Origin of the sequence: Paraburkholderia sp. RL17-368-BIF-A (genome assembly GCF_046054045.1) — a bacterium.
GTDB lineage: Bacteria > Pseudomonadota > Gammaproteobacteria > Burkholderiales > Burkholderiaceae > Paraburkholderia > Paraburkholderia graminis.
This window is the reverse complement of sequence record NZ_JARESN010000014.1, coordinates 105,331-121,021: the sequence shown is the minus strand read 5'-3', so window position 1 is coordinate 121,021 and position 15,691 is coordinate 105,331. Positions and strand designations below refer to the sequence as shown.

The 15,691-nt window shown below is 59.2% G+C and carries 9 protein-coding genes; 3 read left to right on the top strand and 6 right to left on the bottom strand.

Going from position 1 to position 15,691, the window contains the following annotated elements; genetic code table 11:
• Window positions 1–6: 6 nt before the first annotated feature.
• The gene (locus tag P0D87_RS23050; RefSeq protein WP_035569443.1) at window positions 7–2,253 is read right to left on the bottom strand and encodes a polysaccharide biosynthesis tyrosine autokinase; all 2,247 of its coding nucleotides are present in this window, start codon (window positions 2,251–2,253) and stop codon (window positions 7–9) included.
• 1,189 nt (window positions 2,254–3,442) lie between these two features.
• Here P0D87_RS23050 and P0D87_RS23045 point away from each other — a divergent pair.
• Window positions 3,443–4,324 carry a GlxA family transcriptional regulator gene (locus P0D87_RS23045; protein ID WP_006052032.1) on the top strand — a complete coding sequence of 294 codons (882 nt, stop codon included), beginning with the start codon at window positions 3,443–3,445 and terminating at the stop codon, window positions 4,322–4,324.
• 135 nt (window positions 4,325–4,459) lie between these two features.
• Complete coding sequence (locus tag P0D87_RS23040) at window positions 4,460–5,422, top strand: ATP-grasp fold amidoligase family protein (protein WP_053859420.1); 963 nt, start codon at window positions 4,460–4,462, stop codon at window positions 5,420–5,422.
• Window positions 5,423–5,492: 70 nt separating this feature from the next.
• Here the strand turns inward: P0D87_RS23040 and P0D87_RS23035 are convergent, their stop codons facing one another.
• Window positions 5,493–6,824: a hypothetical protein gene (locus P0D87_RS23035; protein WP_006052030.1), complete on the bottom strand. Its 1,332-nt coding sequence runs from the start codon at window positions 6,822–6,824 to the stop codon at window positions 5,493–5,495.
• A 1,081-nt stretch (window positions 6,825–7,905) separates the two neighbouring features.
• Between P0D87_RS23035 and P0D87_RS23030 the strand changes: the two genes are divergently transcribed.
• On the top strand, window positions 7,906–8,871 hold the full coding sequence (locus P0D87_RS23030) for a hypothetical protein (RefSeq protein WP_216649150.1): 966 nt from the start codon (window positions 7,906–7,908) through the stop codon (window positions 8,869–8,871).
• 50 nt (window positions 8,872–8,921) lie between these two features.
• Here P0D87_RS23030 and narI read toward each other — a convergent pair whose 3' ends face one another.
• From narI to P0D87_RS23010, 4 genes are read right to left on the bottom strand one after another with little or no spacing between them, the layout of a single operon-like run.
• Window positions 8,922–9,653, bottom strand: a complete 732-nt coding sequence (gene narI, locus P0D87_RS23025) for a respiratory nitrate reductase subunit gamma (protein WP_053859422.1) — start codon at window positions 9,651–9,653, stop codon at window positions 8,922–8,924.
• Window positions 9,650–10,360, bottom strand: a complete 711-nt coding sequence (gene narJ, locus P0D87_RS23020) for a nitrate reductase molybdenum cofactor assembly chaperone (protein ID WP_053860743.1) — start codon at window positions 10,358–10,360, stop codon at window positions 9,650–9,652. The genes narI and narJ overlap by 4 nt, the downstream gene beginning before the upstream one ends.
• 11 nt (window positions 10,361–10,371) lie before the next feature.
• Window positions 10,372–11,895 (bottom strand): nitrate reductase subunit beta, encoded by a 1,524-nt coding sequence (gene narH, locus P0D87_RS23015; RefSeq protein WP_053859423.1) that lies wholly within the window; start codon window positions 11,893–11,895, stop codon window positions 10,372–10,374.
• Window positions 11,892–15,674 carry a nitrate reductase subunit alpha gene (locus tag P0D87_RS23010; RefSeq protein ID WP_053859424.1) on the bottom strand — a complete coding sequence of 1,261 codons (3,783 nt, stop codon included), beginning with the start codon at window positions 15,672–15,674 and terminating at the stop codon, window positions 11,892–11,894. Before P0D87_RS23010 ends, narH begins: the two co-directional genes overlap by 4 nt.
• Between the last annotated feature and the right edge of the window lie 17 nt (window positions 15,675–15,691).

The window sequence follows — 15,691 nt, the reverse complement described above, 5'->3', positions numbered from 1 at the left end:
ACTCGCTCACGTCCGGAGAGGTGCGCTGGTCGGATCGGCATCGCCGTAATCGCTGGCGTAGTTCGTCGCATATCCATAGGTGCGAGTACTGCGCCGAAGCGGAATGCCGTTGAACACAGCGCCTGCAATACGTCCCTCGGCGCGCTCCATCTTCTTGATCGTGTCTTCGATCTCTTCCTCGCTCTGCATACCCGAGCGCAGAACCAGCAGCGATGCACCGGCTTCGCTTGCAATGATCGACGCGTCGGTGACTGCGAGGAACGGCGGCGTATCGAAGATCACCAGATCGAATTGCGCGCTAAGGCGTTCGAGTACTTCCTTGAAACGCGGCCTTGCGAGCAATGCGGCGGGGTTGTCCGGACGCGATCCGCATGAGAGGAACGACAAGCCTTCAATACCCGTGTGACGGAGCGCATTGCGCAGCGGCATCCGGTCGGAAAGCACTTCGGAAAGCCCGCCACGATTGCTCTGATTGAAGAGCGATGCGAGATGACCGCGGCGCATATCCGCATCGATAAGAAGAACGCGTGCGCCGATCTCTGCCTGCAAGGTCGCGATATTGGCCGCGACAAAGCTCTTTCCTGCCGACGGCGTCGGTCCAATCACCATGAGGATGTTGTTGCGTGCATGCGCCAGATCGCGCGCCAGCGAAGTGCGCACTGCTCGCAGCGCCTCGACGGAGTTATCGTTGGGGAAGCGTTCGGCCAGTACCCTGTTGCCGCCGGCCGCCACCTGTATTTCGGACGCACCGCCCGCCACCGGCTGCGGCAATCCGGCCCGCGCCGCGGCACCGGGCAATGACTTGGCGCCTGGACTGGTTCTGTCGAGCAACGACTGCTGCTGACTGAACAGGATCTCGCCGAACACCGGCACACTCATTCTGCGTTCGACATAACGCGGATCGGTAACGCCCGTCAGCACATGGCGGCGCATGAACACCAGCACGATGCCCGAGACGATGCCGAGTGCGAGACCGCCTGGCAGCACGAGAATCGGCTGAGGTTTCACCGGACGATGCGGCGTGATTGCCTGGTCGACGATATGCGCGCCGCCGGTAGTACTTGCGCGACGCACCTGCAATTGCTCGGCCTTTTGCACCATGCCCAGATAGATCGTCTCCGCGACTTTCTGCGCGCGCAGAAGATCGACGCTCTGGCGTTCCGAAGCGGGCATACCGTTGAAGTGGCCGCTGAAATTCGCTTTCGCGCTATTGAGCTGCGCGAGTTGCGTGTCGACGCTCTGCACCCAGCGGCTCTGCGGCGTATAGCGTTCGAGAAGCTGTGTGCGCTGCAATTGCAGTGTCGCGATCTGCCGGTCGATGTCGAGACCGCCTTGCAGGTAGGCTTGCGCCTCAGCCGTCGGCTGCATCGATTGCGAGTTGGCGCGGAATGACTTAAGTGCTTCTTCCGCCTTTCTCAGGTCACCGAGCAGACGCGGAAGTTCTCCGTTGATGAACGCAAGCGTCGTCGTATCGTTGAGCTGGCGGCTCGCGATTGCCGTCGCCAGGTACTGTTGACCCAACGCATTGGCGACTTCGGCAGCCTTTGCCGCACTCTTGTCCGTGTACTCGATCTGCACAAGACCCGAGTCTTTCACTTTGTCGCCGACCTTGATGAGCGCGTCGAAACGCTTGATGGCGTCCACCGCGTTCCAGCGTACGACCGTGAACTCAGTGCCAGGCCGCGCGACCAGTGCATCGACGCGCATCGAAATGCCGTTGCTCGATACCGCTTTGCCGACCGTGCCCTGGAGGAATACCTGATCCTGCGGACCGCGCAACTCGTACGTGTTGTCGTCGCGGGCAACCAGCGTCATCTTTTCTTCTTCGAGATCTTTGGGAACGTCGAGCGCGCCGATCTTTACCTGCTCGCCTCCCCATGCGTATGACTTGAGTCCGAGCCATGGCCGCGACGGCTCGCCAGGCGTCGCGAACTTCTCCGCGATATCGCCGAGCAGCGGCAGCTTGCGCGGCGTCACGGAGACGTCGAAGCGGAAGCGCTGAATAACCGGTTCGAGCACCGAGCGGCTGCGGATCACGCCCATTTCCGTCACAGGAGACGGAGCTGGCGGAGGCATGTTCTCCTGATTCTGGAGTGCGAGGCCGAGTGCATTCGGTTCTGGCGGATCGACGCGAATGAGTACATCCGCGGAATAGATCGGCGACGCAATCAGCAAATAGGCGGCGGCCAGGCTGAAAACGACGACCGTTGTCAGCACGATCTCCCAGATATGGTCGCGCATGAGACGGAGCATGGCGCTCGCGCTAAGCTGTCCACGCTCTGTACTGGCAGTGCCAGGGAGCGAATTCAGAGGATAGTAGTCCACCGGTTTGATCCTTCCATGTTTGATGGGCACAGTAATGAGTCGACACCGCCTTGGCTGCACCAACGGTCCACAGTCCAGAGCCGTCTCCGGCAGGAATGCGTATGGCGTAGCGCGACGCGTGGTCGAAGCTACGTCATGGTCTTGCCAAGCCAAGTGGCTGTCCACCTGCTTGAACGATCAAAGGCTGCACCGCCAACAGCACGGCGCGCCCCGTCTCCAGACTTCGAATCCCCCAATCTCCGGACAACGGCTCTACGCCGCGCACCGCGTTTTATTTGGTTCTACAAATGGTTCGCTTGCTCAATGAAGCGCTGAGCGAATCGTCGAGTCGCCAATACGCAGTCCGGCCCCGGACTTGCGTGAGCGTTGCCTCGTCGTACTTCGTCAGTGCACGGCACTTCGGGACACGGCAATAACTACACCTCAATGGAACCATCCACGCCAAAAGGTGAAGATATTGCGCATTGCTGGCATTCCATAGCGCCTACCGCGGCAACCGCTATTTCTGCAGATGTTGCAGTGAAGCATAGCGCTCGTGCGAATGAGTGGATCGTTAGCGGCATAAATTCGGGTGCTAATGGCCGATTCCGCCGAAGCGATTTCCGCGCAACACCCCATCCAGAAAGTGTTGTAGCTATGTGCAATGGATGTAACAGAGTGATACGCGTAAGCCAATTTTCTGTCACTAACATTTAGTGACACTTCAGAGGGTTGATCGCGGCATTCAATGCACGTTGCGCCCCCAGCGGCCTTGTCGGACGGGCTTCTCGGGCGAAAGAGCACTGCGACCCTTATTAGCGGCTTCTGAATTATGCGAAGCAAATCTTGCTGCTTTTCACTGCCTTTTGTATGGCTTTATTTAGGCAGGCAAGGTAACAATTTCCCCAATCATCACTATTGCGCCAAAACACCATCGATTACCGGCCAGGTTCGCAAGGGTGATTTGAGTACGTTAATCTCGTCACGTAGACAGTGATTCACCCTGTTTGGAGAACTAAGCGTGACAACTTCCACCGACTTTCTTTCGTCGTATCTTGATACGCACCGCAGCGGCCCAAGAGTGGCGACACGGAAACCTGCAAAGCACATTGGACTACTGGTGTCGCAGGAATGCTCGATGGCGACTGCTGGAGCAATCGGCGACGCGTTCCGGCTCGCAAACGAATTGTCTGAAGGCGCGACCGACGACTCACCCTATCGTCTTTCAGTACTTTCTGAAAGCGGCGGGCTCGTGACCAGTTCCTCCGGCATTTCGATCTGGACCCAAAGCATCGAGCGCAATCGGCTCGGTGACTTCCATGCATTGTTTGTCGCGTGCCGCGACGCTGCGCGGGCACTGGAGTCGAATGACCGCCTGCTCTCATGGATAGCGCGCCAAGGCTCTATTGCGTCGTTCGATATTCAGCAAGGCGCGAACCTGGTGGTCATTTGCAAGGACCCGTTGCATTCCACCGTGCCGATCTTCCTGTTCGACGATGCGCCGACCACGACCCGTCCCAACAGCGCGACGCCGACCGATCTTGCGCTCGCGCAAATCGAACGCGACCTGAGTACCGAAGTCGCGCGGAAGATCGCCGACACGCTGCAAACCACCTACGTCGAGTCGGACAAATTCGAACTGGACGACGCGAGCATTACGACGACAACGGAGAAGATCCGTGAGTCGGCGCGGTGGATCAAGGAGAACTACAGCAATCCTATTTCCGTCGCGAAAGCCGCGGAGTGCGCGGCAATGAGCAAGCGCAACTATCAGCGCCGGTTCAAGTTCGAGTTCGGCATGACGCCCCTCGAGTACTTGCTGCGCACACGCTTCGAAGTAGTCCGCGCAATGCTGCGCAATACCGATCTGCCCGTCGACAAGATCGCGCGGCGTTGTGGAATGGGCGACGGCAATCGTCTCGGCCGCCTTTTCAAGGAACGCTATGGAATGTCTCCCACGCAATTCCGCGCGCAGCAGCGCCTGGAAGTCGCGGAACGATGCGTGGCAATCGACGATTGACGATTGACGGCTAATGCCAGTGTGAGCGGGAGCCGCGCCACTCATATATAGAGCGATAGCGCGCCGTCCCCGCTGGCCCTGGCAGGCTACGCACGCCGATTGAGCGTCGAGCCGCTATTCAAAAGGGACCGGACAATGACAACAACGAAGTCTGTACAGTTCTCCAACCAGGCCGATATGCCGGAGGACACCGCGAGCCACCACTTGGCGCCGCGCAAGGAATCTCCGGCCAGAAGGCTAAAAGAAGCAGCCAAGTCGATGCTGCCGGCACCGATATTTCTGAGCCTGCTGCATCACAAGGAAATTGGCCGCTATCCGAACCTGCTGCGCCCCACTACGTTCAACGAAAAGATCCTGCAGAAAAGCCTGCGGCCCGACCCGTGGTTCGTCGAGCTGACCGACAAGCTGACGGTCCGCGAGTATGTTGCGAGGAAAATCGGCGAACAGCACGTCATACCGTTGCTGGCTACGCCCGACGTCTTCACGAAAGAAGTATTCGACGCGCTGCCTAATGCGTTCGTCATGAAGGCCAACCACGGCAGCAGTTACGTCGAGGTGGTCACGGATAAATCGGCAACATCGTTCGAGAAACTGCGGGATCTCGCGAACTACTGGCTGTCGCTCGATTTCTACAAGATCGCGCGCGAAAGACACTATCGGCAGATCAAGCCACGCATCTTCTTTGAGCAACTGCTGCTCGACGAAAGCGGCGAGATTCCTGCCGACTACAAACTGCACTGCTTTGGCGGAAGAAGCGGACGCCCGATCATCTACATTCTGGTGATTTCGGACAGATTTGGCGGGAATACGCGGGGCGACGTCTATGACGTCGACTGGAATCATCTCGACATAGCGATTGGCTACTACAAACGCAGCCCGATACCGGCCCCGCGTCCCGAGAATCTCGAGGCCATTCTGCATGCGGCCACGAGACTTTGCGAAGACTTCGACTACGTTCGCGTCGATCTATACGCGCCGGATAACCGCGTTTATTTCGGTGAGCTAACTTTCACTCCCGGCGCGGGTGTTCTGCCTTTTACGCCAGACAAGATCGACTACGAGTGGGGGAAACTGGTGCCGCAGAGCTTCTGCCGCTGATATAAACCTGGCCTCGCCCGACAAGTGAGGCGAGAACCAGGTTCATTGCAACAGCATCTTTAGACGTCGTTCAGGTGTCCGCGTGGCCGGACGTGAAGCTGGTGAACGCGTTGTACGGTGCGTCGATTGCCTTACCGTCGACCATTATGCCGTACGTGTTGTTTCCGCTATCCAGAACGTAGTACATGACCGACTGGATGTTGTGGGTCTTTCGGGCATTGTAGAACGCGGCGAGTCTGTCCGAGATGTAAGTCCCGCGATAGCTCTCCGACTTCTCCGGCCCGGTGTTCCACTCGGTGACAATCAGCGGCACGCCGTAGCGGGCCTTGCAATACGTGGCCAAGTCGAAGCCCGGTCCCGCACCGTCGGTGCCGACGTTGAACAGGTCGCCGTATACTTCGTAGTTGTGCCACGTCGTGACATCCCAACGCACCGTCGGATGGCCACCGCTGCCGTCCGGCTGCCTGCCTTCCCATAGTGCATCCGAGGCGCCCACGTCCGCCACGCAGAAATTGATCCCGCACTTCGCGGACGGCTGCGCCGACTTCACGCCGTCGATCATTCCGCGCATGACACCGCGCATGATCGGCCAGTTCTGGTTGTTGAAGTCGCTCGCCTTCGAACCCGCGTACGTGAAGTCCACCACGGTCGCGTCCTGTCGCGTCAACTCGTTGCCGCACTCGTAAATCGTCACGCCATACGGCTTCAACGCGTTTGCGACGGTTGCGCCGACCGAATAACCGCGATTGTAGGCAACGGATTCGCTGCCCATCAGGCCGCCCGATTCATACACGCCCTGGTCGATCAGCACGAGCAGCGTAAGTCCTGCCGACTGAAACGCTTGCGCAAGCTTGACGACCGCATTCAGATCTTTCGGATCGTCGGTCACGCCAACGCGATAGCTCGTGCAATTCATTCCCTTCAGAATCGACACGACCTGTTCCGGCGTATACGTGTAGTCAGCGTGTCCGTTCATACCGTAGAAGCTGCCCGGAACGGGCGCCACGTCGATACGCGGGTCGCTGCAATGCAGCCATTTTTCGGGCACATCATCCGCGTTCACATAGAACTGACCGCCGGTGCCGCAATGCCATATCTTGCCGCCATACCAGAGCACGAGCGACACGCTATACGTATTGCCGACCGTCGAGCCGTTGCGGTAAATCACGCCGTTGACGAGCGTCCACACGTCGCCGTAACCGTCAATGATCGAAGCGGCTCCCGGCATCACCGTACCGTTTGCCGAGGCGTTCGCGGCCGAGACTTTCGCCATTGGACTCGCGGAGGCCTTTGCTGTTGAACCCGTGCTGCCGTCACCGGAGCCACCGCCGCCGCACGCGCTGAGAAGATAGCTGCCGGCCAGGGCCGTCAAGCCGCCGAGGAATTGTCGTCGTTTCACCATGTTTGTTTTTCCCACTGTCGAGAAAGTTCTCGATAAAAAATCAAAAGATGAGTTTGTGAAGTTCGGTAGAACCTGCGATTATTCAAAAAAACAATTGTTATTAATTCGTTGTGCTTATCTATGCACAATTGCATGCTGCGCCGTCGGCACTTTGCATAAGTGCGATCACATTGCCGGAGACAACGTGGAATAAATCGTTGGCGGTAGAAAAAGCTCCGCCCGTCGCGATGCGCTAGACGCCGCGATTCGTTAATGGACCACTTGGAAACGCCACCTGCGAGACAGCTGTTACCGGTCACTCGCTCGGAAAGTTGTTCGCTTCTCCGTCGCGACCGGGGTAAATCGTACCCGGTAATGCTGGACAGGTCACACGGAAATCGGTGCTTTTGGGGCAAAAAGCAGGAATCTTTCCGAGAACTTCGCGTAACGCAAAAATTCCTGCTTTCAGATGATGATCGGAAGATTAGATGGACAGCGCGTTAGTGCATCCGACCCTAGGACAATTGTTCTCTTTTACATGAGCTTGCAGTAAGTCTTTCTTTCTAGCGCAGAAGTGGTGCACGCCATAGGAAAAATTAACCATCATCAGACGAAAGCCGATCTAACAATGCACGCCGCCTAGGGAATGACGGATGGAATTTTCCGCATTCAATCATCCGACGAAATTTCCTTTCTCGTGGTTAACGCTATTCGAGCGCATTCAAGCGGGGAGCGAGTCGTCGGCAACGGACAAAAAACAACCCAGCGTTCGCAAACCGGGCAACCAGCAAGGGTTTCACCAAGCGAGATTAAAACATCCCTCGCCAATAGAGATATAAACACCTGACAGCGTGCATTAATGGCTATTCGACCATTAGCAGACCAGGACACCGCATCAAGAACACGACATCTGCGTTTAGTGCGTCAACACACGTACGCGCCGATCGCGCCGCTATAGTGTTGAGTGCCGTGCGCTAATCCCCTCACACCGACCCTTGTTTCTCTTGCGCCGCGGCTATCTGCACACTACCTTCGTTGTACATACTCTGGTGACTATCGGATAGTGTCCGCGAATCGATCCTGCAAACATGCTCTTGCGCCTCTGTCGGCGCTTCTATTCGGCGCTCTCGCCGGCTTTTCTTCTTGCGCACAGGCGCAGGAGTTCTCGCTACTGGCGGGTCCCCTTTTTAGTGCAGGCTCGAATACCTACTCGTGGAGCGCGACGTATCGCGAAGGTTTGGGGCGCTACGCAGCGTGGAGCTTTTCCTGGCTCAACGAAGGGCATCTGCCCAACCATCATCGTGACGGACAGGCGCTGCAAGCCTGGGGACGTATGCCGCTATGGAACGATCGCCTCGAATTGTCGGCGGGCGCCGGGCCATACCGGTACTTCGACACCACCGCGGCAAGCGCCGGCGGCGATTATTCGAACACCCACGGCTGGGGCGTATTGGCCAGCCTGCGCGCCGCCTATTATTTCGACCGACGCTGGATTGCCCTCGCCCAACTGAATCATGTACATGCGTTCGGCGGTCCGAACACGACCGCGCTGCTATTCGGCGTCGGTTATCAGCTCGAGGCGTCCGGCGAGCCGGGCCCGCGCGAGCGACCCGTGCCGCGAAGCTCGAACGTGACGAGCAACGAGCTAACAGTCATGTTCGGCAAAACGATCCTCAACAGCAACGAGTCAGAATCGGCGAGTGCGGGAAGCCTTGAATACCGGCGCGGCTTATGGCGCTATGTCGACGTGAGCGCGTCATATCTGCACGAAGGCGGCCACATTCAATCGCGGCGCGACGGCGTCGCCGTGCAGTTGTGGGCAACGCGCGCATTCTTCGGCGACAGCCTCACGTTATCGGCGGGCGTCGGTCCTTATGTTGCGATCACGCAGACCGACAACCTTCCGCAAGACCGCACGGGCGACGGCCGCGTTTCTGCGCTCTTCGCCGTGTCGGCGAGCTATCGCTTCGGCTCGCGCTGGCTCGCCCGCGTGACGTGGAATCGCGTGGTCACCCGCTATAACCGCGACACGGATTTGATCGAGGGCGGCATCGGTGTGCGGTTTTGATCTCGCGCCATCGGGCACCGAGCACGCGCGAACGTAAGCGACATCCGCTGCTAGCCGCGGCGTTGCTGCTGCGGCACCTGCCGGCCCGCCCGCAGATTCATCCGTCGATCGCGAACTAACTGCCACGGCCGCAACGCATACGCGAGCGAAGCAAAGCCGCTCCATACATGCACCAGCCGCGTGAACGGGAAGATCAGAAACACCGTCATGCCGAGCACCATATGCGCCTTGAAAACCCAGCTCACGCCGTCGAGCAGTTGCGCCGCGCCGGGCCTGAACGTCACGATGTGCTGCGCCCAGCCGGCGAGCCTGAGCATCGTACTGCCGTCAAGATGTTGCGCGGACAACGGAATCGTGCCGAGCCCCAAAACCAGTTGCATCCACAACAACACAAGCAGAACAATGTCGCTCGTCTTCGACGTCGCGCGAATACGCGGATCGCCGAGACGCCGGCGCAGCAACAGCGTGACGCCGATCAGCGCGAGCAAGCCGGCAATTCCGCCGGAGACCATCGCGACGATCTGCTTCGTGCCCGCGCTGATGAACGGCTCGTACACGAAGTCCGGCGTCAACATGCCGAAGAAGTGCCCGAATAGCAGGAACAGCACGCCGATATGAAACAGATTACTGCCGCAACGCAGCGTGCCTGAGCGCAGTAGCTGCGACGAATCGCTTTTCCACGTGTACTGGTCGCGGTCGTAGCGCAGCAGGCTGCCGACCAGAAACACCGTGACGCAGACATAGGGATAGATGCCGAAGAGGAGCGTGTCGATAGCGGTCATAGCAAGCCTTCCTTGGGCGCAGCGAAAGAAGTGGCGTCGCGCCGAACGAACTGAATGGTCCGAACATCGGGCGCGTAATGCGAAACCGTTGCCGGGCATCCGCCAAATGCGTCCGGCTCGCGCCATTCGTCGTCGATCGCAGGTTCGGCAGGCGCTCGCGCAACGGCATCGGGCGGCTGCACCGGCTCGCCCGCGAGGTCCAGCGTCGCCGCCACCGCTGCGGCATACGGACTGTGCTGACACACGAGCGCCGCATGAATCGATTGCAACAGATGCGCCATCTCGGCCAGGAACTCGCGCGCCGTATGCTGCGGCTGCATCGCGGCGAATTCGAGAACGACCGGCAGGTAATCCGGCAATTCATCGGCGGTGAGAAACATGCCTTGTTGTGCGTACGTTTGTTGCAGATCGATCAGCGCGGGACCGCGCTCGCGCGAATCTCCGTGCACATGTTCGAATAGATGAAGCGATGTTCGGCGTCCGCGATCGAATGTGTCGACATATAGCGCTTCGGCGTCCAGCACATCGGCGTCTTGCAGAGTGTCGATCAGCGAGACGACGTCTTCACGGCTCTCGTCGGAAAGCGCCCGCTCTGATGACTGCAGCGCAACGCGCAGATCCGGCAAGGCCGCGCGCAGTTCAGCGCCGGGATAGTTCAGTAACGCCGCCAGCACGCGAGCGGCCACATGATGAGCGTCACTATTCATGTCGGCCCGTTTCATACCTGCTCCCTGATCGGAATGGTGCGTCTCTTCTCGCCGCCGAACAGGCTTGTCTCGCCAACGCCATCCGAACATCCGTTGCCGAATGAGAAGCCGCAACCGCCCTTCAGGTCATAAAGGTTCTCCGCGTATTCACGATGCGTGCCCGGCACCATAAAGCGGTCCTCATAACTTGCGAGCGCCATGACGCGGTACATGTCTTCCACTTCGTCGCGGCTCAAGCCGACCTGCTCGAGCACTGCCAGATTCTCGCAGCCGTCGACATGCTTGCCGCGCTGATACGTGCGCATTGCCAGCATTCGTTCGAGTGCGCGGATAACCGGCGCTTCGTCTCCGGCAGTCAGAAGATTGGCAAGATACTTGACCGGAATCCGCAGTTGCGTGACGTCGGGTATTTCGCCGTTCGCGCTTATATGGCCCTCGCTTGCCGCGGTGGTGATCGGCGACAGCGGCGGCACGTACCAGACCATCGGCAGCGTGCGGTACTCCGGGTGCAAGGGTAATGCGACTTTCCACTCCATCGCCATCTTGTAGACGGGGCTCTTCTTCGCCGCTTCGAGCCATGCGTCGGGAATGCCGTCGGCGCGCGCCTGGGCAATTACGCGCGGATCGTGCGGATCGAGAAATATGTCGAGCTGCGCCTGATAGAGCTCGGTCTCATGTTCCACCGACGCCGCCTTTTCAATTTCGTCCGCATCGTATAACAGCACGCCGAGATAACGAATGCGCCCGACGCAGGTTTCCGAACACACGGTTGGCTGACCGCTTTCAATTCGCGGATAGCAGAAGATGCACTTCTCCGCCTTGCCGGACTTCCAGTTGTAATAGATCTTCTTATACGGACATCCCGACACGCACATGCGCCATCCGCGGCATTTGTCCTGGTCGATCAATACGATGCCGTCTTCTTCGCGCTTATAAATTGAACCCGAAGGACAACTCGCGACGCACGCCGGATTCAGGCAATGCTCGCACAAGCGCGGCAAGTACATCATGAAGGTGTTCTCGAACTGACCGTAGATGTCCTTCTGCACGTCGTCAAAGTTCTTGTCCTTACTGCGCTTCTCGAACTCGCCGCCGAGAATCTCCTCCCAGTTCGGCCCCCACTCGATCTTTTGCATCCGCTTGCCTGTCAGCAGGCTGCGCGGTCGCGCGACAGGCGGCGCCTTGCTTTCCGGCGCGGACTGCAAGTGCTCGTAGTCGAACGTAAACGGCTCGTAATAGTCGTCGATTTGCGGCAGATTCGGATTCGCAAAGAGCCGCGACAGCACCTTGAGCCGGCTGCCCTGACGCGGTTCGATCGAGCCGTCCGGATTGCGTTTCCAGCCGCCGTTCCATTTGTCCTGATTCTCCCACTGCTTCGGGTAGCCAATGCCCGGCTTCGTTTCCACATTATTGAACCACGCGTATTCGACGCCCTCGCGGCTCGTCCAGACGTTCTTGCACGTCACCGAACACGTATGGCAGCCGATGCACTTGTCGAGGTTGAGCACCATGCCGATCTGTGCGCGAATTTTCATGTGCGATCTCCGTGTGTCGCGATAACCGGTTCGTCGTCGAGCCAGTCGACTTTTGCCATCTTGCGCACGACAACGAATTCGTCGCGATTCGTGCCGATGGTCCCGTAGTAGTTAAAGCCGTAGCTAAGCTGCGCATAGCCGCCGATCATATGCGTGGGCTTGAGTACAATGCGCGTGACCGAGTTGTGAATGCCGCCGCGTGTTCCGGTTATTTCAGAACCGGGTACATTCACGATCTTCTCCTGCGCGTGATACATCATCACCATGCCGGGATTCACGCGTTGACTCACTACTGCACGCGCGGCAATCGCGCCATTGATGTTGAACAGTTCAACCCAGTCGTTATCTTCGATGCCAGCCCTTTTAGCGTCGCCTTCGCTGAGCCAGATCACCGGGCCGCCGCGATTGAGCGTGAGCATGAGAAGGTTGTCGGCATACGTGCTGTGAATGCCCCATTTCTGATGCGGTGTAATGAAATTGAGCGCGATCTCCGTGTGCCCGTTCGGCTTGCGGCCATGCATCGGCGATGCGGCTTTCAGATCCACCGGCGGACGATAACTCACGAAGCTCTCGCCGAATTCGCGCATCCACGGATGATCCTGATAGAACTGCTGGCGGCCCGTCAGCGTGCGCCACGGAATCAATTCATGCACGTTGGTATAGCCGGCCGTGTACGACACTTTCTCGCTTTCCACACCGCTCCAGGTCGGCGAAGAAATGATCTTGCGCGGCTGCGCCTGAACATCGCGATAACGAATCTTCTCGTCCTCGCGATGCAGCGCGAGATGCGCATGATGGCGGCCTGTAATCTTCGAGAGCGCGTCCCACGCTTTCACCGCGACATGGCCATTCGTTTCGGGCGCGAGCATCAGCACGACTTCGCATGCGTCAATATCGCTGTCGATCTTCACGAGTCCGCGCGTCGCGCCTTCTTCACTGACGGTGCCGTTGAGTTCGGCGAGTTGCGCGGTCTCCGTGCCGGTCTGCCACGCAATGCCCTTGCCGCCGTTGCCGAGCTTGTCCATCAGCGGGCCAAGAGCCGTGAAGCGGCGGTATACGTTCGGATAATCGCGTTCGACCACGCTCACCTGCGGCGCGGTCTTGCCGGGTACGAGTTCACACTCGCCGCGTTTCCAGTCGCGCGCATCGTACGGTTGCGCGAGTTCGGCGGGCGTGTCGTGCATTAGCGGCGTGAGCACGACTTCTTTCTCCACGCCGAGATGACCGATGCAGACTTCGCTAAAAGCCTTTGCAAAGCCTTTATAGATCTCCCAGTCGCTACGCGCCTGCCATGCCGGATCGACTGCGCTCGACAGCGGATGAATGAACGGATGCATGTCGCTCGTATTCAGATCGTTCTTTTCGTACCACGTCGCGGTCGGCAGCACGATGTCCGAATAGAGACACGTCGTGCTCATCCGGAAGTCGAGCGTGACGAGCAGATCGAGTTTGCCTTCCGGCGCCGTGTCGTGCCATGTGACTTCGCGCGGCTTTGCATCGTCGTCGCCGAGATCGCGGCCTTGCACGCCGTGAGTCGTGCCGAGCAGATGCTTGAGGAAGTACTCGTGCCCCTTGCCCGACGAGCCAAGCAAATTGGAACGCCAGACGAACATGTTGCGTGGCCAGTTGTCCGGATGATCCGGATCCTCGCAACTCATCTTCAGCGTGCCGTCTTTCAGCCTTCGCGCGACATAGGCTTTTGCATCGATGCCCGCTGCCTGTGCGTCGCGCGCCACCTGCAATGGATTGGTCTGCAATTGCGGCGCCGACGGCAACCAGCCCATGCGTTCGGCGCGCACGTTATAGTCGATTAACGAGCCGCCGTCGTGCGCGCGATCCGCGAGCGGCGAACGAATTTCTTCGACGCCGAGTTTTTCATAGCGCCATTGATCCGTATGCGCGTAGAAGAAGCTGGTGGAATTCATTTGCCGCGGCGGACGAATCCAGTCGAGTGCAAAAGCGAGCGGCGTCCAGCCCGTTTGTGGACGCAGCTTCTCCTGACCGACGTAGTGCGCCCAGCCGCCGCCGCTTTGACCGATGCAGCCGCACAGCATCAGCATGTTGATCACGCCGCGATAATTCATATCGCTGTGATACCAGTGATTCATTGCGGCGCCGATAATCACCATCGACTTACCCTGCGTCCGGTCGGCATTGTCCGCAAATTCGCGCGCCACTAAAATGGCCTGCTCGCGCGCCACGCCGGTTATGCGCTCCTGCCACGCAGGCGTATACGGCACGTCGTCGTTGTAATCGCGCGCGCCGCCGAAGCCGCGATCCACGCCATAGTTAGCGGCCAACAGATCGAACACGGTGGCGACGAGTACTTCGCGGCGCTCGCCGTTCTTGCCGAGTGCAATGCGCGCAACCGGCACCTTGCGCACGAGTACATCGGCCTGTTTGCTCGCGGTGAAATGCGGCGTGTCGATGCCGCCGAAGTACGGAAAGCCGACCGTGACAACCTCATGCGCTTGCGCGCCGTCTTCCGCGACGGAGAGCTTCAGCTTCACTTCTGCGCCATGCCGCGCTTCTTTTGCTTCGAGATTCCAGCGCCCTGCGTCGCCGCGGCCTTCCGCGCCCCAGCGAAAGCCGATCGAACCATTCGGCAACACGAGCTTGCCGTCGACGTTGAACGCGACCGTCTTCCACTCCGGGTTATTGTCCTGGCCAAGCATGCCGTTGAAATCGTCGGCTCGGAGAAAACGGTCGGGCACCATGATGCGGCGACCATCGGCCAGCGTCTGCTCTTTTAGTTGCACGAGCAACGGTAGATCGGTATAGCGGCGCGCATAGTCGTCGAAGTACGCGCTGCGCCGCTCGAAATAGAACTCGCGCAGAATTACGTGGCCCATCGCCATCGCGAGCGCGGCGTCGGTGCCCTGGCCCGGGTGCATCCACAGGTCCGCCAGTTTGCTGACTTCCGCATAGTCGGGCGTGACCGCGACGGTCTTCGTGCCGCGATAGCGAACCTCGGTGAAGAAATGCGCGTCGGGCGTGCGCGTCTGCGGCACATTCGAGCCCCACGCAATGATGTAACTCGAGTTGTACCAGTCAGCCGATTCCGGCACGTCGGTCTGCTCGCCCCACGTTTGCGGACTCGAGGGCGGCAGATCGCAATACCAGTCGTAGAAACTCATGCAGACGCCGCCGATCAGACTCAAATAGCGGCTGCCCGCTGCATAGCTGACCATCGACATCGCCGGAATGGGCGAGAAGCCGATGATGCGATCCGGCCCATGCTTCCTGATCGTGTAGACGTTGGCCGCGGCGACGATCTCATTCACTTCGTCCCAGCTCGCACGCACAAACCCACCGAGGCCGCGCTGACGCTGATAGTCGCGACGTTGCGCGTCGTTCTCCACCACCGCCGCCCATGCATCGACGGCACTCATCGCCACCGCACGCGCGGCGCGCCAATGCTTGAGCAGCCGCGCTCGCACGAGCGGATACTTGACGCGGTTCGCGCTATACAGATACCAGCTATAGCTCGCACCGCGCGCGCAGCCGCGCGGCTCGTGATTCGGCAGCTCGGCGCGCGTACGCGGATAATCGGTCTGCTGCGTTTCCCACGCGACGATGCCGCCTTTCACGTGAATCTTCCACGAGCATGAGCCTGTGCAATTTACGCCATGTGTCGAGCGCACCACCTTATCGTGCTGCCAGCGTGCGCGGTACGCGTCTTCCCACGTGCGGTCCTCTCCGGTCGTCACGCCGTGGCCTTGCGCGAAGCGTTGGTTGCGCTGCGAGAAGTATTTAAGTCTGTCGAGAAAGTGGCTCATTGTGTAGGTCCGTTTTC

Coding starts and splice junctions, on each gene's coding strand:
- narH (WP_053859423.1), bottom strand. CDS start 11,895: ATGAAAATTCGCGCACAGATCGGCATGGTGCTCAACCTCGACAAGTGC.
- P0D87_RS23045 (WP_006052032.1), top strand. CDS start 3,443: ATGGCGACTGCTGGAGCAATCGGCGACGCGTTCCGGCTCGCAAACGAA.
- P0D87_RS23050 (WP_035569443.1), bottom strand. CDS start 2,253: ATGCTCCGTCTCATGCGCGACCATATCTGGGAGATCGTGCTGACAACG.
- P0D87_RS23010 (WP_053859424.1), bottom strand. CDS start 15,674: ATGAGCCACTTTCTCGACAGACTTAAATACTTCTCGCAGCGCAACCAA.
- narI (WP_053859422.1), bottom strand. CDS start 9,653: ATGACCGCTATCGACACGCTCCTCTTCGGCATCTATCCCTATGTCTGC.
- narJ (WP_053860743.1), bottom strand. CDS start 10,360: ATGAATAGTGACGCTCATCATGTGGCCGCTCGCGTGCTGGCGGCGTTA.
- P0D87_RS23035 (WP_006052030.1), bottom strand. CDS start 6,824: ATGGTGAAACGACGACAATTCCTCGGCGGCTTGACGGCCCTGGCCGGC.
- P0D87_RS23040 (WP_053859420.1), top strand. CDS start 4,460: ATGACAACAACGAAGTCTGTACAGTTCTCCAACCAGGCCGATATGCCG.